The sequence below is a fragment of the Methylobacterium phyllostachyos genome, from assembly GCF_900103445.1.
In the GTDB taxonomy this organism is placed as follows: domain Bacteria; phylum Pseudomonadota; class Alphaproteobacteria; order Rhizobiales; family Beijerinckiaceae; genus Methylobacterium; species Methylobacterium phyllostachyos.
Genome location: NZ_FNHS01000007.1, coordinates 257,363 through 278,954 on the forward strand (window position 1 = coordinate 257,363; position 21,592 = coordinate 278,954).

Below are 21,592 nucleotides of genomic sequence, written 5' to 3' on the forward strand. Positions count from 1 at the left end.
CCAGCCCCGCAAGGCGAAAGGATGGCGCGGGGGCGGCGGAGCACGTCGTCTGCCTTCCCGTCATCGCGAGCGGAGCGAAGCGACCCAGGGCAGCGCCACCGCGACAAGCGTAGCGCCGCTGGATTGCTTCGCTGCGCTCGCAAAGACGGGTGCCTCGGCTCCTCAGCCGAGGGCCCCCTCACATGTTCGGGTAGTTCGGCCCGCCCGGCCCCTCCGGCGTCACCCAGTCGATGTTCTGGTTGGGATCCTTGATATCGCACGTCTTGCAGTGGACGCAGTTCTGCGCGTTGATCTGGTAGCGCACCCCGTCGCTGGTGGAGGAATCCTCCACCCATTCGTAGACGCCGGCCGGGCAGTAGCGCCCCGAGGGCCCACCGTAGACGTCGTGCTCGGAGCGCTTCTGCAGCTCCATATCGCGGACCTTGAGGTGGGGCGGCTGGTCCTCTTCGTGGTTGGTGTTCGACAGGTAGACCGAGGAGAGCCGGTCGAAGGTCAGCTTGCCGTCGGGCTTCGGGTAGACGATCGGCGTCACCTCGGAGAGCGGCTTGAGGCAGGCGTGGTCCGGCTTGCCGTGCGAGAGCGTGCCGAACGGCGAGGCGCCGAGGATCGAGGTCGCCCACATGTCGATCCCGCCAAGGCCGACGCCCACCAGCGTGCCGTACTTGGACCAGAGCGGCTTGACGTTGCGCACCGCCTTGAGGTCCTGCCCGATGGGGCTCTCGCGCCAGCCGGCCTCGTAGGCAGTGAGCTCGTCGCCCGCGCGGCCCGCCTTCAGGGCGTCCGCGATGGCGTCGGCCGCCTGCATGCCGGACAGGATCGCGTTGTGCGAGCCCTTGATCCGCGGCACGTTCACGAAGCCCGCCGAGCAGCCGACGAGGCAGCCGCCGGGGAAGACCAGCTTCGGCACCGATTGCCAGCCGCCCTCCATGATGGCGCGCGCGCCGTAGCCGATGCGCTTGGCACCCTCGAAGGTCTCGGCGATCATCGGGTGGGTCTTGAAGCGCTGGAATTCCTCGAACGGCGACAGGGTCGGGTTCTCGTAGTTCAGGTGCGTGACGAAGCCGACCGAGAGCAGGTGGTCGTCGAAATGGTAGAGCCAGGAGCCGCCGCCGGCCTTGTTGGGCAGCGGCCAGCCCATCGTGTGCTGCACGAGGCCGGGCTCGAACTTGCCGGGGGCGAGCTGCCACAGCTCCTTCACGCCGAGCCCGTACTTGAAGTGATCGCTGTGCCGGTTGAGTTCGAACCGCTGGATCAGCCCCTTGGTCAGGTTGCCCCGGGCGCCCTCGCCGAACACCGTGTACTTGCCGCGCAACTCCATGCCGCGGGTGTAGTCGTCGCGCGGCTCGCCCGACTTGCCGATGCCGAGATCGCCCGTGGCGATGCCCGCAACGGCGCCGTTCTCGTCGAACAGCACCTCGGAGGCCGGGAAGCCCGGATAGATCTCGACCCCGAGCGCCTCGGCCTGGGCACCGAGATACTTGCAGGTGTTGGACAGCGAGCCGACGAAATTGCCGTGGTTCGACATGAGCTTGGGAAAGAACAGGTTCGGCAGGGTGATGCCGCTGTTCTTGGTGAGCATCATGAACTCGTCGCGCTGAACCTCGGTCTTCAGCGGACGCTCCGGGTCTGTGCGCCACTCGGGCAGCAGGCGATCCAGGCCGATCGGATCGATCACCGCCCCCGACAGGATGTGGGCGCCGACCTCCGAGCCCTTCTCGACGACGACGACGGAAATTTCCTCGCCGATCTCGGCGGCGCGCTGCTTCAGGCGGATCGCGGTGGCGAGGCCGGCCGGCCCGGCGCCCACCACGACCACGTCGAAATCCATGCTCTCGCGTTCGGGCAGCGCCATCCTCGCCTCTCCTTTTCTTTGTTCCAGCCCCGATCTCTCGCCGGACCGGCAACGCTGATGCCGTCTCAAGCGATTCCAAGCTAGAAAGGCAAGTTGCCGACGCTCAAGCTCAAGGCAAAGTTCCCTTTGCCGCAAGGGAGGGGTTACGACAGGGCGCCGTGCCGCGCTGTTCCGTCACGCAAGGCCTTGGCCGACTAGGAGGTTTCGAGAGTTGTCCACAGGCCCCGGCGATCCCACATGACTGATCACATGCCGAGTCCCTCCGACGCGCAAGCCGACCTGATCGCCTATCTCGACTTCCACGTGGAGGCCGGTGCCGACGCGGCCCTCGACGAGCACCCGCACGACCGCTTCAGCGAGGCCGACACGCCGGCGCCCACCCTGCGGGCACCGCGCCGGTCGGCGCCCCGGGCCGCCGAATCGCCCGTCACTCCGGTCGCCAACACCCTCGTGCCGCCCCCCGGCTCGGCCCCGCCCGCCGCCGCGCCGCGGACCTTCGGCCGGGCCGCCAGCGCTCAGCCCGACGAGGCAGCCTCTGACGCCCGCGCCCGGGCCCGACAGGCCAAGACCCTCGACGAGCTGGAGCGGATTCTCGCGGATTTCGACGCCTGCCCGCTGCGCTTCACCGCCAAGAACCTCGTCTTCGCCGACGGCAATCCCGAGGCGCGGGTGATGTTTCTCGGCGAGGCGCCGGGCGCCGACGAGGACCGGATCGGCAAGCCGTTCATGGGCCGCTCGGGCCAGCTCCTCGACAAGATGATGAAGGCGATCGGGCTCGACCGGACGAGCGCCTATATCGGCAACATCGTACCCTGGCGGCCCCCGGGCAACCGCAACCCGACCCCCCAGGAGGTAGCGGTGTGCCGGCCCTTCGTGGAGCGGCAGATCGAGTTGGTCGATCCCGACATCATCGTCTGCCTCGGCGCGCCCGCGACCCAGACGCTCACCGGCTCCAAGGACGGCATCCTGCGCACCCGTGGGCGGCTGTTCCCGTACAAATTGCCGAGTCGCGAGGTGAAGCTCCTCGCCACGCTCCACCCGGCCTTCCTGCTGCGCCAGCCGGTGCAGAAGCGTCTGGCGTGGCGGGACTTCCGGTCCCTGCGCGCCCTCCTCGACGGGAAAGCTTGACCGCGGAAGCGGAACCGGCTCTCCCCTCCCGCCATTAGAGCTTCGTTCCCGTCGGCGGTTCGCCGCCGTCCGGACAGGACGACGCACGACACCTTGCGTCCCGCCCACGGGCGGCCGGCGCAGCAGCATCGATGGCGGGACCCACCATGCGCTGGGACGAATTACGCAGCTCCGACAATGTCGAGGATCGCCGGGGCGAGGGCGGCGGTGGTGGCGGCATGGGCTTTCCCGGCGGCGGCGCCGGCGGACTCGGCATCGGCACCATCGTGGTGCTGCTGATCATCAGCTATTTCACGGGTATCAACCCGGCGATCCTGATCGGGGGCGCCCAGCAGATCGGCGGCGGCGGCCGCAGCCAGCAGGAGCAGACCGACCCGCAGACGCAGGCCAAGCGCCGCCAGGCCCCGACTGATGAGAGCGGCCGGTTCGCCGCGAAGATCCTCGGCAACACCGAGGATGTGTGGAGCCAGATCCTGCCGCAGCAGACCGGCAAGCAGTACACCCCAACGACCCTGGTGCTCTACACCGGCGGCACCCGCTCGGGCTGCGGCTCAGCCCAAGCCGCGATGGGACCGTTCTACTGCCCGCTCGACAAGAAGGTCTATCTCGACACGAGCTTCTTCAAGGAGATGTCCTCGAAGTTCGGCGTGAAGGGTGATTTCGCCTACGCCTACGTGATCGCCCACGAGGTCGGCCACCACGTGCAGGATGTGCTCGGCATCCTCGGCAAGGTCCAGGCCCGCCAGCAGCAGGCGTCCAGCAAGACCGAAGCGAACGCCCTCTCGGTGCGCATCGAACTGATGGCCGATTGTCTCGCGGGCGTCTGGGCCAAGAATTCCAACGACAAATACGCCGAACTCGACCAGGGCGACATCGACGAGGCCCTGAACGCCGCCGCCCAGATCGGTGACGACGCGCTGCAGCGGCGCTCGCAGGGCTACGTGGTGCCGGATTCCTTCACCCACGGTTCCTCGGCCCAGCGCCAGCGCTGGTTCTCAGCCGGCTACAAGAGCGGCCAGACCAAGGCGTGCGATACGTTCCGGACGGCGGGGAACTGAGGACAGCTCACGGCTTTACGAGCCAACCAAGTCATTGCGAGCATAGCGAAACGGCTCAGGGACAGCGCGACACCGGATTGCTCCGTTGCGCGCATTGACGGGAATGGGTTTTTCAATTCCTGTTTCACCGCTTCGGACACGTGGAGGTCGTGATGGCGTCCCTTGCGGTGACGGCGAAAGGACAGATCACGCTCAAGCGTGATCTGCTGCAGCATCTCGGCATCAAGCCGGGGGAACGAATCGACTTCGAGAAACTGCCGGGCGGTGAGCTGCGCGTACGGGCGGCCCGGACTGCCGGCTCTATCGACGATTTTCTTCATAGTCTTGACGGCAAAGTGAGGCTGGACAAGCCGGTGACGATCGAGGCGATGAACGACATCACCGCCGCGGGCTGGGCCGGCGTGCGGGACGACGAATGAACGTCTCCATTGATACCAACGTGTTGGCGCGTGCGCTTCTCGCCGACGATCCTGCACAAACGCGCGCGGCGCGAAACCTGCTCCGAGACGCAGCCTCAATCGCGGTTCCACTGCCGTGTCTGTGCGAGCTGGTCTGGATCCTCCGGCGGGGCGCCAAGCTTACGACGGAGGATGTGGCGGCTGCGATTCGCGCGTTGCTCAACGCGAGGAACGTCGCCATGAACCGGCCCGCTGTGGAAGCCGGCCTCAGGCTGTTCGAGGCCGGCGGCGACTTCGCCGATGGCGTCATTGCCTATGAGGGCCGATGGCTGGGCGGTGAGACCTTCGTCTCCTTCGATCAGAAGGCTGTGGCGCTGCTGTCGCAACAGGGCGAAGCCGCCCGACTCCTGGCCTAATCGCACGTCCGGCCGGCCCCCCCCCGACCGGGGCGGGTCACGCTTGGCTCAGCCGCTTTGCGTTGGCCTGAACCTTCCGGCGGTAGCTGCGGATCACCTTGCCGTTCGAGGCGCCTGTGGCGAGCATCAGGGCGGCCTCGCCGGCGGCCAGCATCTTCTCGGTCACCATGAGCTGTGCCTCCGCCTGGGCGGCGGGTCCACCGAGGGCGAACATCGCGAGGCGCTGCGCGATCACGCCCTGCGCTTCCAGTCCCAGCATGGCCATGTCCAGGCCTGTCTTCCACCAACCGAACAGCATCGCGTTCCTCATGTTGCCCATGGCAACTGTTGCGTAGGGCAACGGCCGAGCCTGGTTTCGGGTCCCGGCATGCGCCCAGGTCTGCGTGGGACGCAAGCGTTATCCCGCACTGCGGCGTCATGGCTTTGCGCCGCCGCGGCCAATGCCGTAAGCGCCCGGGAGCCCGCCGGATAGAGCCTGCCCCATGATACGCCTCGACAAGATCACCAAGCAGAACGGGCGGCAGCTCGTCTTCATCGAGGCCTCGGCCGCCTTGCAGAAGGGCGAGAAGGTCGGACTCGTCGGCCCGAACGGGGCCGGCAAGACCACCCTGTTCCGGATGATCATCGGCCAGGAGCAGCCCGACGAGGGGCAGGTCTCGGCCGACCGGGGCATCACGATCGGCTACTTCAGCCAGGATGTCGGCGAGATGTCCGGCCGCAGCGTCGTCACCGAGGTGATGGACGGCGCCGGCCCTGTGAGCGCGGTGGCGGCCGAACTCGCCGAGCTCGGCGCGGCTTTGGCCGACCCGGACCGGGCCGACGAGATGGATGCGTTGATCGAGCGCTACGGCGAGGTCCAGGCCCGGTTCGAGGAGCTCGACGGCTACGCCCTGGAGGGCCGGGCCCGGGAAGTGCTCGACGGCCTGAGCTTCAGCCAGGCGATGATGGACGGGGATGTCGGCGCCCTCTCGGGCGGCTGGAAGATGCGCGTCGCCCTCGCCCGCATCCTGCTGATGCGCCCGGACGTGATGCTCCTCGACGAGCCGTCCAACCACCTCGACCTGGAGAGCCTGATCTGGCTCGAATCGTTCCTCAAGGCCTATGACGGCGCCCTGCTGATGACCTCGCACGACCGCGAGTTCATGAACCGCATCGTCACCAAGGTGATCGAGATCGACGGCGGCGCGCTCACCACCTATTCGGGTGATTACGCCTTCTACGAGGGCCAGCGGAAGCTCAACGAGGCGCAGCAGCAGGCGCAGTTCGAGCGCCAGCAGGCGATGCTGGCGAAGGAGATCGCCTTCATCGAGCGCTTCAAGGCCCGGGCCTCCCACGCCGCCCAGGTGCAGAGCCGGGTGAAGAAGCTCGACAAGATCGAGCGCGTGGAACCGCCCCGCCGGCGGCAATCGGTGGCGTTCGAGTTTCAGCCGGCGCCGCGCTCGGGCGACGACGTCGTGATGCTCAAAGGGGTGCACAAGCGCTACGGCAGCCGCACGATCTACGAGGGGCTCGATTTCTCGGTGCGGCGCCGGGAGCGCTGGTGCGTGATGGGTATCAACGGCGCCGGCAAGTCGACGCTGCTGAAGCTCGTGACCGGCACCACGGAGCCGGATGACGGCGCGGTCACGATCGGCGGCAGCGTCAAGCTCGGCTACTTCGCCCAGCACGCCATGGACCTGCTCGACGGCGACCGCACCGTGTTCGAGACCCTGGAAGAGGCCTTCCCGCAGGCCGGCCAGGGGTCGCTGCGGGCGCTCGCCGGCTGCTTCGGCTTCTCGGGCGACGATGTCGAGAAGCGCTGCCGGGTGCTGTCCGGCGGCGAGAAGGCCCGGCTGGTCATGGCGCTGATGCTCTATGACCCGCCGAACTTCCTGGTGCTCGACGAGCCGACCAACCACCTCGACATGGGCACCAAGGAGATGCTGATCGCGGCGCTCTCCAATTACGAGGGCACGATGCTGTTCGTCTCGCACGACCGGCACTTCCTGGCCGCGCTCTCCAACCGGGTGCTGGAGGTGACGCCGGACGGCATCCACCAGTATGGTGGCGGCTACACCGAGTACGTGGCCCGCACCGGCCAGGAGGCGCCGGGCCTGCGGAGCTGAGGGCCGTCATCGCGCGCGCAGCGACCCAGGGCAGCGCGGCCCTGGGTGGTTCGGGACCCGCTGGATTGCTTCGCTCCGCTCGCAAAGACGGGTCACGGCACCCTGCGACGGCTGCACCGCTTACGCCAGCACACCACCCGGGTTAGGCTCACGCGAAACGGCCGGGTGCCAGACGCCGTGCGACGCCTGCTCAAGTTCCTCCACACGATGGGATCCGCCGGATTGCTGGGGGCGCTGGCCTCCCTGGTGGTCATGCTCAGTCTCGCGCCGAACCCAGCCGCCCTGCCCGGCTACGCGGCGACGCGCGGCGCGATGGGCGCCGTCGCCACCTGGGTCTTCCTGCCGTCGCTCGCCGTGACGCTGATGTCCGGGCTGGTGGCCATGGCGGTGAACCGGGCCTACCTCAACGCCGGCTGGGCCTGGCTGAAGCTCGCCACCGGCGTCCTGATGTTCGAGGGCGGCTTGGTCTACGTACAGGGGCCGATGCAGCGGGAGGCCGAGCTGAGCGCGAAGGTGCTGGCCGGCCTCGGCAACCCCGCGACATTGGCGGTCTCGCTCCCCGGGGAGCGGGGGACCTTGTGGGTTCTCCTCCTCGTCTCGGCGGCGAATGTCGCCCTCGGGATCTGGCGACCGCGCGTCCTGCGAATCCCGCACGCGACGTGAACGCCCGCTATTTTCCGATACAGAAGCCGGCAAACAAACGGTCGAGCACGTCCTCGACGCCGACATGGCCGGCCACTTCGCCCAGGGCCCGGACGGCAAGCCTGAGATCTTCGGCTGCGAGTTCCGGCGGGCCGCCATCGGCTTCGAGCAATCGGTCGAGATGCCCGAGACAGGCCGAGAAGGCAGCCCTGTGACGGGCCCGTGTGATCAGCGCGTCGCCCTGTCCCAGACCTGACTCGGCACGCGTCTGGATGGCGTCGACGAGGGCATCGAGCCCCTGCCCGGTTCGGGCCGAGACTCGCAACGCATTGCCCGGCTCAGTATTTGTATGGCCGGCTAATAAGTCGGCTTTGGTGTGGACGATCAGGGGTTGATCGACCCCGTCACCGAGATCGGGCGCCGCGCCGCCGGGGGGCAACAGGGCCAGCACGAGGTCGGCCGTGTCGATCCGTGCCCGGCTCCGCAGGATGCCTTCGGCCTCCACGGGCTCCTGGGTATCGCGCAGCCCGGCAGTGTCCACGAGGAGCACCGGTAGGCCGCCGAGATCCAGCCGGACCTCGATCGCGTCCCGCGTCGTGCCAGGGATCTCCGATACGATGGCGACGTCTCGCCGGCTCAACGCGTTCAGCAAGGTCGATTTGCCGGCATTGGGCGCGCCGGCGAGAACCACCGTGAAGCCGTCCCGCAGCCGCTCACCCCGCCGCCCGTCGCGCAATGCGGCAGCGATCTGGTCGCGCAGCCGGGCTGCCCGGGCGAACAGGGCGGTATCGAGCCCGACATCGTCCACATCGCCCTCGTCAGCGAAATCCAGGGCCGCCTCGGCGGCGGCCAGACAGTCGATCGCCTCCGCGCGCCACGCCGCGACCTGGCGGCTGAGGGCACCGTCGAGCTGGCGTAGGGCCTGCCGCCGCTGGCCCTCGGTCTCGGCGTCGATCAGGTCGGCGACGGCCTCAGCCTCGGCGAGATCCATCCGGCCGTTGAGCACCGCCCGGCGGGTGAAGGCGCCGGGCCCGGCGGCGCGGCAACCGGGCATGTGGGATAGGACGGTGAGCACCCCCATCCGCACGGCCGGCCCGCCATGCAGATGCAGCTCGGCCATGTCCTCGCCGCTGTAGGTGTCCGGGCCCGGGAGCCAGACCACCAGTGCCCGGTCGATCTCGGTCCCGTCGGCCGGGTTCCGGAGCCTGCGCAGGGCCAGACGGCGCGGTGCCGGCAGGGTCCCACCCAGGGCGATCAGGACATCCCGCGCGGCCGGTCCGCTGATCCGGACCACCGCGACGGCAGCCCGGCCGAAGCCGCTGGCCGGGGCGAAAAGGGTCTCGGTCTCGGTCATGGTTCGCAGCTTCGGACAAGCTCTGCCATTCTTTGGGCCCTGACGCGTTTCACGTGAAACACGCGGGGCCACCCTATACCCATCCCGACGCCGCACCGCACGATCCTGTTGGATCCGGATCGTCGAACCGCAGGAGAAGCCGATGGATCGGACGCGCCGCACGCTCTGCCGCCTGATGCTCGCCGCACCGCTGATCCCACCGATGCGGCGCGCGCTGGCTGGGGCCGAGCCGGAGCTCGAGGCGATCGAGCGACGAATCGGTGGCCGGGTCGGCGTCGCGGCCGGATCAGCGGAGCGCATCCTGGTCGGCTACCGGGCGGACGAGCGCTTCCCGATGTGCAGCACCTTCAAGGTCCTGGCCGTAGCCGCGACCCTGGCGCGGGTCGAGACCGGGTCCGAGAGCCTCGACCGGACCCTGTCGTACCACCCCGGTGACCTGCTGAGCTACGCACCGGTGACCCGGAAGGCCCTGGAGGCTCAGGGCGGCACAGGGCGGATGTCGGTCGGCGATCTCTGTGCGGCCGCGATTGTGTGGAGCGACAACACCGCGGTCAACCTGCTCCTCACGCGCCTCGACGGACCGGAGGGGCTGACCGAATGGCTGCGGGGGACCGGGGACCCTGTCACCCGCCTCGACCGCGACGAGCCGACCCTGAACAGCGCGATTCCGGGCGATCCGCGCGACACCACCACGCCGGAGGCGATGCGTGCAAGCCTCGGCCGGATCCTGCTCGGGACGGTGCTGTCCCCCGCCTCGCGCGACCGGCTGGAGGGCTGGATGGTCGGGAGCCAGACCGGCCTGAAGCGCCTCCGCGCCGGCTTGCCGAAGGATTGGACGATGGGCGACAAGACCGGCACCGGCACCAACGGCTCGATCAACGACGTGGCGATCCTGCGGCCGCCGGGGCATGCACCGGTGACGGCGGCCGTGTACATCACGGGCTCGACGGCGCCCATGGCGACGGTCGAGGCGGCCCATGCCGAGATCGGCCGGCTTATCGCCACGCGCGTGAGCGCCGCGTAGGAGACTCCGACCGCAAGCCATGGCCAAGACTGCCCCAAAGACAACCCGGGCGACCCAAATCCTCGACCGGGCCGGCCTCCGCTACAGCCTCCACGCCTACGACTATGATCCGGAGGCCCAACGCATCGGCCTCCAGGCCGCGGAGGCGCTGGGTGTCCCGCCCGGCCGCGTGCTGAAGACCCTGATGGCGTCGGTCGACGGGCGCCCGGTCTGCCTGCTGGTGGCCTCGGACCGGGAGGTCTCGATGAAGCGGGTCGCGGCCGCCTTCTCGGGAAAGGCGGCGGCGATGCTCAAGCCCGCCGATGCCGAGCGGCTGACCGGCTATCATGTCGGTGGCATCAGCCCCCTGGGCCAGAAGCGGCCCTTCCCCACGGCGGTCGATGCTGGCTCCCTCGGGGATCCGGAGGCCGAGATCCACGTCAACGGCGGCGGCCGGGGTCTGCAGATCCGCCTGACCGAGGGGGACCTCACCTCGCTGCTGAAGGCCCTGGTGGTCCCGCTCACGTGAAGCATGGGTAAGCGAGCGTTTACCCTGTTCGGCCACGGTCGCGCCGACAGTTGAGATGGGGCGGCATCGGATGGGCGAGCGCACGGGGCTGATGGCGCTCGGATTCGCCCTCTGGCTCGGCGGTTCCTGCATGGCGGCGGATCTCGATGTCCGCGGTGCCTATGCGCCGGGAACCAGCACCCGCCTGCGCTTCTTCCCGCGCAGCGACGGTATCGACCGTCCCCCGGTCTATGCGCTCCGGACCCGGGCCGTTCCGGTCGGCTGCACGCCGCGGCGGGCGCCCGTTCCCACGAACGCACCGGACGATCCGAGCTATGTCGGCTCCGAATACGGCCTGTCGCATCCGAGCTATTACGGGTTCACGCCACCCCTCGGGATCGACGATCCCTACGGCCGCTCGCTGCTGCCCTACTGCCCCTGAGCCGAGGGTACGGAGGGGCACAGGACCGCCGATCGGATTCCCCTCCCCCGCATCATGTTCTAGACGGGCGATCCCGTTGCCCGGAGCCCGTCCCGTGCCCGATTCGGTCCTTCAGCGCTTCAGCGACCGCGCCGCCCTGCGCCATTGCGTGACCACGTGGCGGGCGGCAGGCGAGCGCGTCGTGCTCGTGCCGACCATGGGGGCGCTGCATGCGGGGCACCTGGCCCTGATCGCGGAGGCCCGGCGGATCGGACAGCGCGCGGTGGCGAGCATCTTCGTGAACCCGACCCAGTTCGGCCCCAACGAGGATTTCGCCCGGTATCCGCGGGACCTCGAGGCGGACCTCGCCCTGTTGCGGGAGGCGGGTGCCGCCGCCGCCTGGACGCCTTCGGTCGAGACCATGTACCCGCCCGGCTTCGCCACGCGGATCGAGGTGGCGGGCCTGTCCGAGGGGCTGTGCGGCCCGTTCCGGCCCGGCCACTTCGCCGGGGTCGCCACGGTGGTGACCAAGCTCCTGAACCAAGTCTGCCCCGACGTCGCCCTGTTCGGCGAGAAGGATTTCCAGCAGCTCCGGGTGATCCAGCAGGCGGTGTCCGACCTCGACATTCCGGTCGAGATCCGTGGCGTCCCAACCCTGCGCGAACCCGACGGCCTCGCCCTGTCGTCGCGCAACCGCTACCTGTCGCCCGAGGAGCGCGCGGTCGCCCCGAAGCTCCACGCGGTTCTGTCCGACATCGCCGCCGCCTCACGCAATGGCACCGGCGTCGCCGGCCGGATCGCAGCCGGGCGTGCCGCCCTGGAGGTGGCGGGTTTCCGGGTCCAGTATCTCACGGTCTGCGATGCCCGAACCCTGGCACCGGTCGAGCGGGTGGATGGCCCGGCCCGGGTCCTCGCTGCGGCCTTCCTGGGGCGGACACGGCTCATCGACAATCTGGCGGTCTGAGCGGACCCGCTCCGCCGGGGCATGCCACCCTTCCCCAACCGCAGCGCCTCCCGGGTTCCTCGGCGATGAAACAGCCGTCTTCGGCCGGCGGGACGCGGCCAGGTCAGAGGGCGCCGGGGGCCGACATCCAGCCCTGAGGCTGGTCCCGCCGGTCGGTATTGCAGCCGCCGTGGCGGCCAAGCCACCCGCGGGGGATTTCATGCGCGATCTAACCCTGTGATGTTGGCGGCGTGGCACCGACCTGCTCTCTGCTTGCGACGTGATCAGAGCCCGCCCGGCCCCCACCTTTCTGGCCGCCACCCTCGCCTGCATCGCGCCGGCCCGCGCGGGCGACGCTTTTGAGGGCATGGCGGGACCCTATGGCGAGCGCCTGCGCTACGACGAAAAGGGCCTGAGCCTCACCTTTCCCGAGCCGGATGTGAGCCTCCAGATCGGTGGCCGGCTCCATATCGATGCCGGCGGCGCGCTCTTCAGCCGGCCCGGCCTGCCCGAGGCCTTCCCCGATCACGTCGCGGTGCGCCGCTCCTGGATCGAGCCGACGCTCACGATCGGCCGGGACTGGCTGATCGCCTTCCAGTACGATTTCAGCGATCCCGTGCTGCCGATCAACGACGCGTTCGTGGCCTGGAAGGGGCTGCCGGACACGATCGTGACGCTGGGCAACATGAAGGTGCCGCTCAGCCTCGAATGGCTGCAGAGCAACAACGACACGCTGTTCGTCGAGCGTTCGGGGGCCAACGCCCTGGTGCCGGAGCGCCGGTTCGGTGTTGCGGTCGGGCGGAACGGGCAGGCCTGGACCGCGGTGGCCGGCGTGTTCGCCAACGCCGCCAGCAACGGCATTGCCGGGGACGGGGTGGCGGTGGGCGGCCGCGCCACGGTCGCGCCGATCCTGGAGGAGCGCGAGACCCTGCATCTCGGGCTGGCGGTGATCGACCGGCGCCGCTCCCGCAGCGACGGCGCCTTCAGCTTCTCGGCTCCGGCGGGCTCGGCCCTGTTCGAGCGTCAGCTGGTCGATACCGGCGACCTCCCCGACGCCGCACGGGTCACCCGGCTCGGGGCCGAATTCGCCTATCGTCGGGGGCCGTTCCTGCTTCAGGCCGAGTATATCCGGGCGGCGCTTCAGCCCTTCGCCGGCCCCGGGATGGCCACCTCGGTCCTGGGCTTCCAGGGCGGCTACGTGGAGGCCGCCTGGGTGCTGAACGGGGAGGGCCGCGGCTACACACGCGCCCCCCAGGGGGGCACCACTTACGCGACCTTCAAGGGCGTCGCCGTGGCGGAGGGCCAGCGGGTCTCGCGGGGCGGGACCGGCGTGTTCGAGCTGGCGGCGCGCTACAGTGCCATCGATCTGGACACCCGCGGCTTCCGCGGCGGCCTGGAGCAGGACGTGACGCTCGGTCTGAGCTGGTATCCCGAACCCAATCTCCGCCTGATCGCCAACTACGTCCACGGACGCGTGCGGCCCGGGGACGCGCAGTCCGAGACCTACGGTACCGCGCCGTTCTCGGTCGACACCATCATCGGGCGCCTGCAGATCTACTGGTGAGCTCGGGCGGTGCGGACGCTCAGACCGCCCGGCGCAGGACCGAGCGGAAGGAACGGCGCTCGGGGCCGGGCTCCGTGGGGGGCGGGGGCGCCTCGGGCGGCAGGGCGGTCAGGACCTCGGCCCGCACCGGGCGCGGCGCCGCGAAGGCGGCGCCCTGGGCGAAGGCCACGTCGAGGTCGATCAGGTCGGGGATATCGGCCTCGTCACTGATCCCCGTGGCGACGAGGCGGATCCCAGCCCGCGCCAGGGCTGCGGCCGTGTCCTCGACCGCGATGTCGGACAGGCTGCGACTGGCCTCCTCCGGCCGCAGCAGCATCTCGGCCGGCACCTTGACCTGACCGATGCCGAGCGCGGCGAGTTCCAGCGGATCGAAACGCAGGTCGTCCGGACGGTCGAGGCTAAACCCGATCCGGCCACGCATCGGCGCCAGGAGGCCGCGCTGGCCGGCGTCGAGGCTCCGCCAGCTCGCCTGCGGCAGGGCGATCACCAGCCCGGCCAGGGCCGGATCCTCCACCACCATGCGGCCGAGGTCCCGCAGCAAGCTGGGCTCGAACAGCGACAGCGGCGACAGGCCGTAGGTCAGTAGGGTGTCGCTGCCGCGGCGGGCGAGATGGCGTACCACGACGGCGGCCCGCTGCAGCATGCGGCGGTCGAGCTCGGTGGTGCGGCCCTGGCGCTCCAGCACCGGCAGGAACGCATCCGGTTCGGCCGCGGCCGCGGGGTCCCGACCCTCGATCCGCAGCCGGGCCAGGGCCTCGTAGGCCACGACCTTGCGCTGGGGCAGGCTGACGACCGGCTGAAGGTGGATCTCCAGCCCGTCCCCTTCGAAGGCGCGGATGATATCGGCCTCGCGCTCCGGATCCTGCGCGGGCCGGGGCGGCGGGATCGGTCGGACTGAGACCGGTTGCGGGGGAATGGGCCGGGGCGGAACCGCTGCCGCCGCGGGCGGCAAGGGCGAGCGCGGCGGCGGTGCGGCTTGGGTCCAGTCGGAGAGCGGTGCTGCTGCTGTCGGGACAGGAGCCGCCACGGGTGCCGCTGCGACCAGCGCCGGGATGGCCGCCGGGGGGGCGGGAGCCGGCTCGGGCCGGGCCTTGAGGCCCGCGATCTCGGCATCCTGCGTGCTCACCACGTTGGTCAGGTCGCGCACGATGCCGGAAAGGAGCCCGAATTCGACGGTGAGTTCCTCGATCTGGGCGCGGAGCGCGGGCTCGCCGGTCTCCGGCCGCGGCTGGGCGGCACCGGTCTCGACCTTGAGCAGGCGGCGGGACAGCAGATCGACCTCGCCCGACAGTTTCTCGCAGCGGGCCTTCAGGGCCGCGATGCGCGACAGGGCGAGGCCGGAGCCTGCCGCCGCGGCGGCACCGAGCGTCAGCGCACTCCAGAGCGGCAGGAACACGGCGAGCGGCCCGAACACGACGAGCCCGAGGAGGGCGACCGTCAACAGCCCCGCGTACCGGCCGAGGACCGGGACCATCGTCTGAACACCTACCAGGCTCGCGCGCCGGACCCCGGGAAGTCCCGGGCGAAGCCCCGCCGGGCGCGAACCGAATCGAGGGATCATTGGCCCGGCCGGGCCGGCGCGGCAAGGCCGTCGGTCGGTGTTGTCGCGCCGGCGGCCTGTTAATTCCGGGCGGTGTGACGCCTGCGCCCGCTGGAACGTTGCTGAATCGTCACGGCCCGCACGATTACGCCGCGATCCGGGGTGCGTTGCACGCACCGCAAATGCGCGCGAAAACAAAAGGCGCCATAAGCGTTGCCATGAAGTCCGTCCGCCCGCGTAATCCCCGCCTCCGCGCCATCTCGGGCGCCATCTTGGGCACCACCCTGGGCACCGGTCTGTTCGTTGCCGATCTTGGCATGACCGTCGCCCGGGCCGCCGATCTCGCCGCTGACCTTCCACGACAGACGCCGACCTTCGCCATGGTCGATCCCAACACTTGGATCGTCACCCTGGGTGGCTCGATCCAGGCGATCCCGCGCTATCCCGGGGCCAGCGACTACACGGCGGTGGGCTACCCCTCGATCGATATCCGCCGGGTCGGCGAGCCGCGCCGCTTCTCGACGCCGGATGACGGCTTCAGCTTGGCCCTCTACGACAGCGACACGTTCCGCATTGGCCCGACCGCGCGGTTCGTGCCGGGGCGCTATTACGGCGACGACCGGCGCCACCTGTTCGGCTTGCGCGACGCGCGCTTCGCGGTCGAGCCCGGCGTGTTCGCGGAATTCTACCCCGTCTCCTTCATCCGCACCCGCGTTGAGGCCCGGCAGGGGGTCTACGGGCATCACGGCATGGTGGGCTCGGTGGCGGCCGACTACCTGATCCCGGCGGACAAGTTCCTGTTCTCCATCGGGCCGCGCTTCAACATCGGCGATGCCAGCTACGCCCGGAAGTATTTCGGCGTCTCGCCCCAGGAGGCCGCGCTCAACGGCCGCGTCACCCCGTACGATCCGGCGAGCTTCTACTCGGCCGGTGTGCTCGGCGGCGTCACCTACACGCAGAGCGAGACCTGGGCGTACACGGCCTATGCCGGCTATACCCGCATCCTGGGCGCTTCCGGCGACAGCCCGCTGGTGCGCCGGCCCTTCGGCAATCCGAACCAGTACCAGTTCGGCCTGCGGATCGACTACGCGTTCCGGATGCCGGCGCTGTTCTGAGCTGCCGCTTGCGCGGACCGGATCGAGCCCCGACATCCCGGCGATCCAGTTCACGGAGGCCGACATGGATGCGACGCGCGCCGATCTGCTGATGCGGGTCGAAGGTATGACCTGCGACGGCTGCGCCGCCGCGGTGACCCGCACGGTCAAACGCCTCGACCCCGGGGCCGAGGTTCAGGTGGACCGGCCCGCGGGGCAGGTGGCGATCCGCACCGACGCCCAGGCGCTGGCGATCGCCGACGCCCTCACCAAGGCTGGCTACACCGCCACGGCTATGACGGGCTGAGCAGGGTTTCGAAAGGGCGAGACCTTTCGCGGGTCCAGGGCAGAGCCCCGGTGAATGGCTCAGGACCGGAGGTCTCAGGGCTCCGCGCTGAGCACCCGCCAAAGGGCAGGGCCCTTTGGAAACCCGGGATCCTGGGACGGCCAGGCGCTACGAGCGGGTCAGGTACATCCCGGTCAGCAGCAGGGCGAAGGCCGCAAGGCCGAACAGGCCCTCCTTGCGATGGGTCGTGTCGAGGAAATGGGCCGCGGCGCCGGCCGCGCAACAGGCGGCTCCCAGGCCGATCGTGAGCGAGGACATCGTTGTCTCCCCCACCGCGCGTCGCCAGGGCGACGCTGCGAAGCGAGGTCTCCCGGGTGCCTGCCGGACACGGGCGCCCGGCCAGGAATCGGGGACGGGACAGATTTGCACGGGTGGAATCCGCTGGCAAGACGATTCCTCCAGTCTTCATTGTTTGATGAAAAGTAAAGCAGCGTCGTCTATTTTGCTCGAGCGCTGTGCACGAGGATAATACTGTATTCAGCGCGCGGCGTGGCACGCTCAGCCGCTGACCCGCAATGGTCCGCGCCGGGGCGCCCCGTTGACCGCTCCGCCCGGCGGCCTTTAGACCGGCAGGCAACGCGCCCGGCCCGCATCATCCCTCAGGGATCCGACCCGGCGACAATCCCGCAGATCCTGTTCGAGACCCGATGCCCCTCCCCTCCCCCGACCGGTTCGACGTCGCGGTCGTCGGCGGCGGCCATGCCGGCGTCGAGGCGGCTGCGGCCGCGGCGCGCTGCGGGGCCCGCACCGCCCTGGTGACGCACGATCCCACCACGATCGGCGCGATGTCGTGCAACCCCGCCATCGGCGGGCTCGGCAAGGGCCATCTCGTCCGCGAGGTCGATGCCCTGGATGGTCTGATGGGCCGGGTCGCTGATGCGGCCGGCATCCAGTTTCGCCTGCTCAACCGCCGGAAGGGCCCGGCCGTGCGCGGGCCCCGGACCCAGGCCGACCGGAAGCTCTACGCCGCCGCCATGCAGGCGGCCATCGCCGACACGCCGGGCCTGACCGTGGTGGCGGGGGCCTGCGAGGATCTGGTCTTGGATGCGGAGGGTCGGATCCAGGGCCTCGTCCTGGCGGACGGGCGCAGCCTCGCCTGCAGCGCGGTGGTGCTGACCACCGGCACCTTCCTGCGCGGCCTGATCCATATCGGCGAGCGCCAGATCCCGGCCGGCCGGGTCGGCGAGGCGCCGGCCGTCGGGCTGGCCCAGACCCTCGACCGCCTCGGCCTGCGCCTCGGGCGCCTGAAGACCGGAACGCCCCCACGCCTCGACGGCCGGACCATCGACTGGTCGGGCCTGGAGATGCAGGACGCCGATGCCGATCCGGTGCCGTTCTCGACGCTCACCGAGCGCATCACCAACCCGCAGATCCGTTGCGGCATCACCCGGACGACGCAGGCGGTCCACGACCTGATCCGCGCCAACCTGCACCGCTCGCCGATGTATTCCGGCGGCATTGCCAGCCGGGGGCCGCGCTACTGCCCGTCGATCGAGGACAAGGTGGTGCGCTTCGGCGACCGGGAGGGCCACCAGATCTTTCTGGAGCCCGAGGGGCTGGACGATCCGACGATCTACCCGAACGGCATCTCGACGGCCCTGCCGGAGGCGGTGCAGCACGAGCTCGTGCGGCTGATCCCGGGCCTGGAGCGGGTCGAGATCCTGCGGCCGGGCTACGCCATCGAGTACGATTACGTCGATCCCCGGGAGCTCGATACCGGCCTTCAGGTGAAGCGGTGTCCGGGCCTGTTCCTGGCCGGGCAGATCAACGGCACCACCGGCTACGAGGAGGCGGCCGGGCAGGGGCTGGTGGCCGGCCTGAACGCCGCGCGCCGGGCGGGCGGCCGTGAGATCACGACCTTCGACCGGGCCGAATCCTATCTCGGCGTGATGATCGATGACCTCGTGACCCATGGAGTCAGCGAGCCCTACCGGATGTTCACCTCGCGCTCCGAGTATCGCCTGTCCCTGCGGGTCGACAACGCCGATGCGCGTCTGACCCCGCGGGGCATCAATCTGGGCTGCGTCGGCGCGGGGCGCGCGGCCCATTTCGCGGCCTCCCAGCAGGCGCTCGACGCGGCCCGTACCCAACTGGACACGCTCGCGCTGACGCCGAGCCAGGCCGCCGGCCATGGGATCAGCCTGAACCATGACGGCATCCGGCGGACGGCCTTCCAGCTGCTGGCCTATCCGGAAATCGCATGGCGTGATTTGGCGGTGATCTGGCCGGACCTCGCCGCCGTACCGGCTCAGGTCGCCGATCGTCTGAAGACCGATGCGACCTACGCGGTTTATCTCGACCGACAGAACGCCGACATCGCGGCCTTCCGCCGGGACGAGGCGGTGCGGCTTCCGGCCAGCCTGGACTACGCGGCGATCAGCGGCCTCTCGAACGAGATGCGCACCAAGCTCGAGACCATCCGCCCCGGCACGCTGGGGCAGGCGGCCCGGATCGAGGGCGTGACGCCCGCGGCCCTGACGCTGCTGGCCGCCCATGCCCGGCGCGGGGACCGCGTCGCGGCGGTGAGTCGGTGATGGGGCGGAGCGGGTCGTGGGATCGCGAAGAAGTTCGGGTCGATCACACGTCATCCCACCCTCACCCTCATCCTGAGGTGCCGGAGCGCAGCGGAGACCTCGAAGGAGCCCTCCAGCCGGCCGTGCTACCCCTGGAGCCCTCCTTCGAGGCCGCTGCGCGGCACCTCAGGATGAGGTCGTGGGCTGGATGGACCATGGCGATTTGTCCCGCCGGATCTCCGAGCTGCCCATGACCGACTCTGACCGCGCGCGGGTCCTCGCCACCTCCGGTGTTTCACGTGAAACAGCCGAGCGCCTCGACCTCTACGTCGCCCAGCTCCGCCGCTGGCAGCCGATCAAGAACCTCGTCGGCCCCGCCACCCTGGCGGAGGTCTGGAGCCGGCACATCGACGATGCGCTCCAGCTGCTCGACCTCGCCCCTGGGGCGAAGCGCTGGCTCGATCTCGGCTCCGGCGCCGGCATCCCCGGGTTGATCCTCGCCATCGCGGGGGCGGAGCGGGGTATCCGGGTCGATCTCGTCGAGAGCAACGCGCGCAAATGCGCCTTCCTCACCGAGACGGCCCGGCTCACCGGCGCCCCGGCCCGGGTGCGCAACGCGCGGATCGAGACGGTGATCGACGAATATGTCGGAACCACCGAAATCGTCTGCGCCCGCGCCCTCGCGCCCCTGACGCAACTCCTCACGTGGACGCAGCCATTGTTGAAAACGGGTACCACCGGACTGTTTCCGAAGGGCCGGGATGCGCATGCCGAATTGACCCAGGCTGCTGCGCAGTGGACAGTCGTTAACGACCTCGTGCCGAGCCGGACCGATTCCGACGCCCGGATCGTGCGCGTCACCGCCCTCGCCGCCCCGAGTCATCGATGAGCGAAGCCATCCTCGGCGAGCCCGCCGACCGGTCCATGGAGTCTTCCGTGCGTCGCCCCCTGCGTGTCCTGGCGCTGGCCAACCAGAAGGGCGGCGTCGGCAAGACCACGACGGCGATCAACCTCGGCACCGCGCTGGCGGCGATCGGCGAGGACGTGCTGGTGATCGACCTCGACCCCCAGGGCAACGCCTCGACGGGCTTAGGGATCGACCGGGCGAACCGGCGGGTCTCGACCTACGAGGTGATGGCCGGCGAGGCGTCGCTCGCCCAGGCGGTGATCCCCACAGCGGTGCCGCGGCTGTCGATCGCGCCCTCCACCATGGATCTCCTCGGGCTGGAGCTGGAACTCGCCACCCTGCCCGATCGGGCGCACCGGTTGCGCGGCACGCTGAAGAGCCTGACCCAGGCGCCGAGCCTGAGCCGGATCAGCTACGTGCTGATCGACTGCCCGCCCTCGCTGAACCTCCTGACCATCAACGCCCTGGCGGCGGCCGACGCCGTGCTGGTGCCGCTGCAATGTGAGTTCTTCGCCCTTGAGGGCCTCAGCCAATTGCTGCGGACCGTCGAGCAGGTGCGCGGCGCCCTCAATCCGAAATTGACGATCCAGGGCATCGTGCTGACGATGTTCGATCCTCGCAACAACCTCTCCGCCCAGGTGGTGGCGGATGTGCGCGGCTTCATGGGCGACAAGGTTTACGAGACCGTGATCCCGCGCAACGTGCGGATCTCGGAGGCGCCCTCGCACGGCAAGCCTGCCCTGCTGTACGACCTGAAATGTGCCGGCAGTCAGGCCTATCTGCGCCTCGCCTCGGAGGTGATCCAGCGCGAGGGCCGGGTCCCGGCGGCCGCCTGACGGCGCGTGAAGAGCCCCTGGGACTCAGGGGTGTGTGTGGAGTGTGAGACGGGTGGCAAGCATGGCGGAGGAGGGGGCAAGACCCCGGCTGGGGCGCGGTCTCGCCGCGCTGATCGGCGATTTCGGCGATGCCGCGCCGACGCCCGAGAAGGTCGAGGGGCAGCGCAAGGTCGCCATCGAGTTCCTGCGGCCCAACCCGCGCAACCCACGGCGCAGCTTCGGCGAGGTCGAACTCGCGGAACTGGCGACCTCGATCACCCAGCGCGGCCTGATCCAGCCGATCGTGGTGCGCCCGATCGGCGACGTGCCGGGCACGTTCGAGATCGTGGCCGGCGAGCGGCGCTGGCGGGCGGCCCAGCGGGCCGGGCTCGACGAGGTGCCGGTGGTGGTGGTCGAGATCGACGACCGCGCCTCGCTGGAATTCGCCATCCTGGAGAACGTCCAGCGCAGCGACCTGAACCCGATCGAGGAGGCTTCGGGCTACGAGCGCCTGATGCAGGACTTCTCGTATACCCAGCGGGATCTGGCGGAGATTCTGGGCAAGAGCCGCAGCCATCTCGCCAACACCCTGCGCCTGCTCAACCTGCCGCCCGCCGTGCAGGACCGCGTGTCGGCGGGCGAGTTGACCGCCGGTCATGCCCGCGCCCTGCTGTCGGTGAAGGATCCGGAAGGTCTGGCTCGCCGGGTCGTGGCCGAGGGCTTGTCGGTCCGGCAGGTGGAGGCTCTGGCCTCGGCCGAGGCCGAGCCGTCCGAGACCCCCCGCCCCGGCCGCCCGCGCCTCTCGGCCGAGCGCTCGGCACCGGTGCGCGACTTGGAACTGCGGATCCGCCGGGCGCTGGGCGTCGAGGTGACGTACCGGCCGAAGGACGAGACCTCGGGCGAGATCCGGATCCGTTACGAGACCCAGGACGAGCTGCAGGGTCTGCTGAACCGGTTCAAGGTGTCGGACGGCTGAGCGGACGCG

At 69.9% G+C, this 21,592-nt stretch carries 22 protein-coding genes; 17 read left to right on the plus strand and 5 right to left on the minus strand.

Features of this window, described 5'->3' with window-relative positions; genetic code table 11:
• Positions 1 to 178: 178 nt before the first annotated feature.
• Positions 179 to 1,852: an electron transfer flavoprotein-ubiquinone oxidoreductase gene (locus BLQ49_RS13465; protein WP_091716414.1), complete on the minus strand. Its 1,674-nt coding sequence runs from the start codon at positions 1,850 to 1,852 to the stop codon at positions 179 to 181.
• A gap of 237 nt (positions 1,853 to 2,089) precedes the next feature.
• On the opposite strand from BLQ49_RS13465, the gene BLQ49_RS13470 reads away from it, so the two are divergent.
• The 4 genes from BLQ49_RS13470 (at position 2,090) to BLQ49_RS13485 (ending at position 4,852) form a co-directional block, all read left to right on the plus strand.
• Positions 2,090 to 2,980, plus strand: coding sequence for a uracil-DNA glycosylase (locus BLQ49_RS13470; protein ID WP_091716415.1), 891 nt, complete (start codon positions 2,090 to 2,092; stop codon positions 2,978 to 2,980).
• Between the two features lie 146 nt (positions 2,981 to 3,126).
• On the plus strand, positions 3,127 to 4,038 hold the full coding sequence (gene ypfJ, locus BLQ49_RS13475) for a KPN_02809 family neutral zinc metallopeptidase (protein ID WP_091716416.1): 912 nt from the start codon (positions 3,127 to 3,129) through the stop codon (positions 4,036 to 4,038).
• Positions 4,039 to 4,190: 152 nt separating this feature from the next.
• Positions 4,191 to 4,457: an AbrB/MazE/SpoVT family DNA-binding domain-containing protein gene (locus tag BLQ49_RS13480; protein WP_091716494.1), complete on the plus strand. Its 267-nt coding sequence runs from the start codon at positions 4,191 to 4,193 to the stop codon at positions 4,455 to 4,457.
• Entirely contained in the window at positions 4,454 to 4,852 is a 399-nt protein-coding gene (locus BLQ49_RS13485) for a type II toxin-antitoxin system VapC family toxin (RefSeq protein WP_091716417.1), read from the plus strand. The genes BLQ49_RS13480 and BLQ49_RS13485 overlap by 4 nt, the downstream gene beginning before the upstream one ends.
• 37 nt (positions 4,853 to 4,889) lie before the next feature.
• Here the strand turns inward: BLQ49_RS13485 and BLQ49_RS13490 are convergent, their stop codons facing one another.
• Complete coding sequence (locus BLQ49_RS13490; RefSeq protein ID WP_091716495.1) at positions 4,890 to 5,150, minus strand: hypothetical protein; 261 nt, start codon at positions 5,148 to 5,150, stop codon at positions 4,890 to 4,892.
• A 184-nt stretch (positions 5,151 to 5,334) separates the two neighbouring features.
• Between BLQ49_RS13490 and BLQ49_RS13495 the strand changes: the two genes are divergently transcribed.
• A complete protein-coding gene (locus BLQ49_RS13495; protein WP_091716418.1) occupies positions 5,335 to 6,957 on the plus strand; it encodes an ABC-F family ATP-binding cassette domain-containing protein in 1,623 nt (540 codons plus the stop codon).
• 177 nt (positions 6,958 to 7,134) lie between these two features.
• On the plus strand, positions 7,135 to 7,620 hold the full coding sequence (locus tag BLQ49_RS13500; protein ID WP_091716496.1) for a hypothetical protein: 486 nt from the start codon (positions 7,135 to 7,137) through the stop codon (positions 7,618 to 7,620).
• A gap of 7 nt (positions 7,621 to 7,627) precedes the next feature.
• On the opposite strand, the gene mnmE is transcribed toward BLQ49_RS13500, so the two are convergent.
• Positions 7,628 to 8,953, minus strand: a complete 1,326-nt coding sequence (gene mnmE / locus BLQ49_RS13505) for a tRNA uridine-5-carboxymethylaminomethyl(34) synthesis GTPase MnmE (protein ID WP_091716419.1) — start codon at positions 8,951 to 8,953, stop codon at positions 7,628 to 7,630.
• Between the two features lie 142 nt (positions 8,954 to 9,095).
• On the opposite strand from mnmE, the gene bla reads away from it, so the two are divergent.
• The 5 genes from bla to BLQ49_RS13530 all read left to right on the plus strand — a co-directional run bounded on the left by bla (position 9,096) and on the right by BLQ49_RS13530 (position 13,392).
• Positions 9,096 to 9,977, plus strand: a complete 882-nt coding sequence (bla, locus tag BLQ49_RS13510) for a class A beta-lactamase (protein ID WP_091716420.1) — start codon at positions 9,096 to 9,098, stop codon at positions 9,975 to 9,977.
• Between the two features lie 19 nt (positions 9,978 to 9,996).
• Positions 9,997 to 10,485, plus strand: coding sequence for an aminoacyl-tRNA deacylase (locus BLQ49_RS13515; protein ID WP_091716421.1), 489 nt, complete (start codon positions 9,997 to 9,999; stop codon positions 10,483 to 10,485).
• A gap of 70 nt (positions 10,486 to 10,555) precedes the next feature.
• Positions 10,556 to 10,906 (plus strand): hypothetical protein, encoded by a 351-nt coding sequence (locus BLQ49_RS13520; protein WP_244507576.1) that lies wholly within the window; start codon positions 10,556 to 10,558, stop codon positions 10,904 to 10,906.
• A gap of 94 nt (positions 10,907 to 11,000) precedes the next feature.
• Complete coding sequence (panC, locus tag BLQ49_RS13525; protein ID WP_091716422.1) at positions 11,001 to 11,849, plus strand: pantoate--beta-alanine ligase; 849 nt, start codon at positions 11,001 to 11,003, stop codon at positions 11,847 to 11,849.
• Positions 11,850 to 12,108: 259 nt separating this feature from the next.
• Positions 12,109 to 13,392 (plus strand): OprO/OprP family phosphate-selective porin, encoded by a 1,284-nt coding sequence (locus BLQ49_RS13530; RefSeq protein WP_091716423.1) that lies wholly within the window; start codon positions 12,109 to 12,111, stop codon positions 13,390 to 13,392.
• A 19-nt stretch (positions 13,393 to 13,411) separates the two neighbouring features.
• Here the strand turns inward: BLQ49_RS13530 and BLQ49_RS13535 are convergent, their stop codons facing one another.
• On the minus strand, positions 13,412 to 14,866 hold the full coding sequence (locus BLQ49_RS13535; RefSeq protein ID WP_091716424.1) for an EAL domain-containing protein: 1,455 nt from the start codon (positions 14,864 to 14,866) through the stop codon (positions 13,412 to 13,414).
• Between the two features lie 284 nt (positions 14,867 to 15,150).
• On the opposite strand from BLQ49_RS13535, the gene BLQ49_RS13540 reads away from it, so the two are divergent.
• Both BLQ49_RS13540 and BLQ49_RS13545 read left to right on the plus strand, forming a co-directional pair.
• The gene (locus tag BLQ49_RS13540) at positions 15,151 to 16,047 is read left to right on the plus strand and encodes a MipA/OmpV family protein (RefSeq protein ID WP_244507577.1); all 897 of its coding nucleotides are present in this window, start codon (positions 15,151 to 15,153) and stop codon (positions 16,045 to 16,047) included.
• A 64-nt stretch (positions 16,048 to 16,111) separates the two neighbouring features.
• Positions 16,112 to 16,333 (plus strand): heavy-metal-associated domain-containing protein, encoded by a 222-nt coding sequence (locus BLQ49_RS13545; protein ID WP_091716426.1) that lies wholly within the window; start codon positions 16,112 to 16,114, stop codon positions 16,331 to 16,333.
• Between the two features lie 147 nt (positions 16,334 to 16,480).
• Here the strand turns inward: BLQ49_RS13545 and BLQ49_RS29685 are convergent, their stop codons facing one another.
• Entirely contained in the window at positions 16,481 to 16,630 is a 150-nt protein-coding gene (locus BLQ49_RS29685; protein WP_167627704.1) for a hypothetical protein, read from the minus strand.
• 389 nt (positions 16,631 to 17,019) lie between these two features.
• Here BLQ49_RS29685 and mnmG point away from each other — a divergent pair, with 389 nt between their 5' ends.
• The 4 genes from mnmG (at position 17,020) to BLQ49_RS13570 (ending at position 21,583) form a co-directional block, all read left to right on the plus strand.
• Positions 17,020 to 18,906: a tRNA uridine-5-carboxymethylaminomethyl(34) synthesis enzyme MnmG gene (gene mnmG, locus BLQ49_RS13550; RefSeq protein WP_091716427.1), complete on the plus strand. Its 1,887-nt coding sequence runs from the start codon at positions 17,020 to 17,022 to the stop codon at positions 18,904 to 18,906.
• A gap of 229 nt (positions 18,907 to 19,135) precedes the next feature.
• Positions 19,136 to 19,774 carry a 16S rRNA (guanine(527)-N(7))-methyltransferase RsmG gene (gene rsmG / locus BLQ49_RS13560; RefSeq protein WP_091716429.1) on the plus strand — a complete coding sequence of 213 codons (639 nt, stop codon included), beginning with the start codon at positions 19,136 to 19,138 and terminating at the stop codon, positions 19,772 to 19,774.
• Positions 19,771 to 20,628 carry a ParA family protein gene (locus tag BLQ49_RS13565; RefSeq protein ID WP_091716430.1) on the plus strand — a complete coding sequence of 286 codons (858 nt, stop codon included), beginning with the start codon at positions 19,771 to 19,773 and terminating at the stop codon, positions 20,626 to 20,628. Before rsmG ends, BLQ49_RS13565 begins: the two co-directional genes overlap by 4 nt.
• A 61-nt stretch (positions 20,629 to 20,689) precedes the next feature.
• On the plus strand, positions 20,690 to 21,583 hold the full coding sequence (locus BLQ49_RS13570) for a ParB/RepB/Spo0J family partition protein (protein ID WP_091716431.1): 894 nt from the start codon (positions 20,690 to 20,692) through the stop codon (positions 21,581 to 21,583).
• Positions 21,584 to 21,592: the final 9 nt, after the last annotated feature.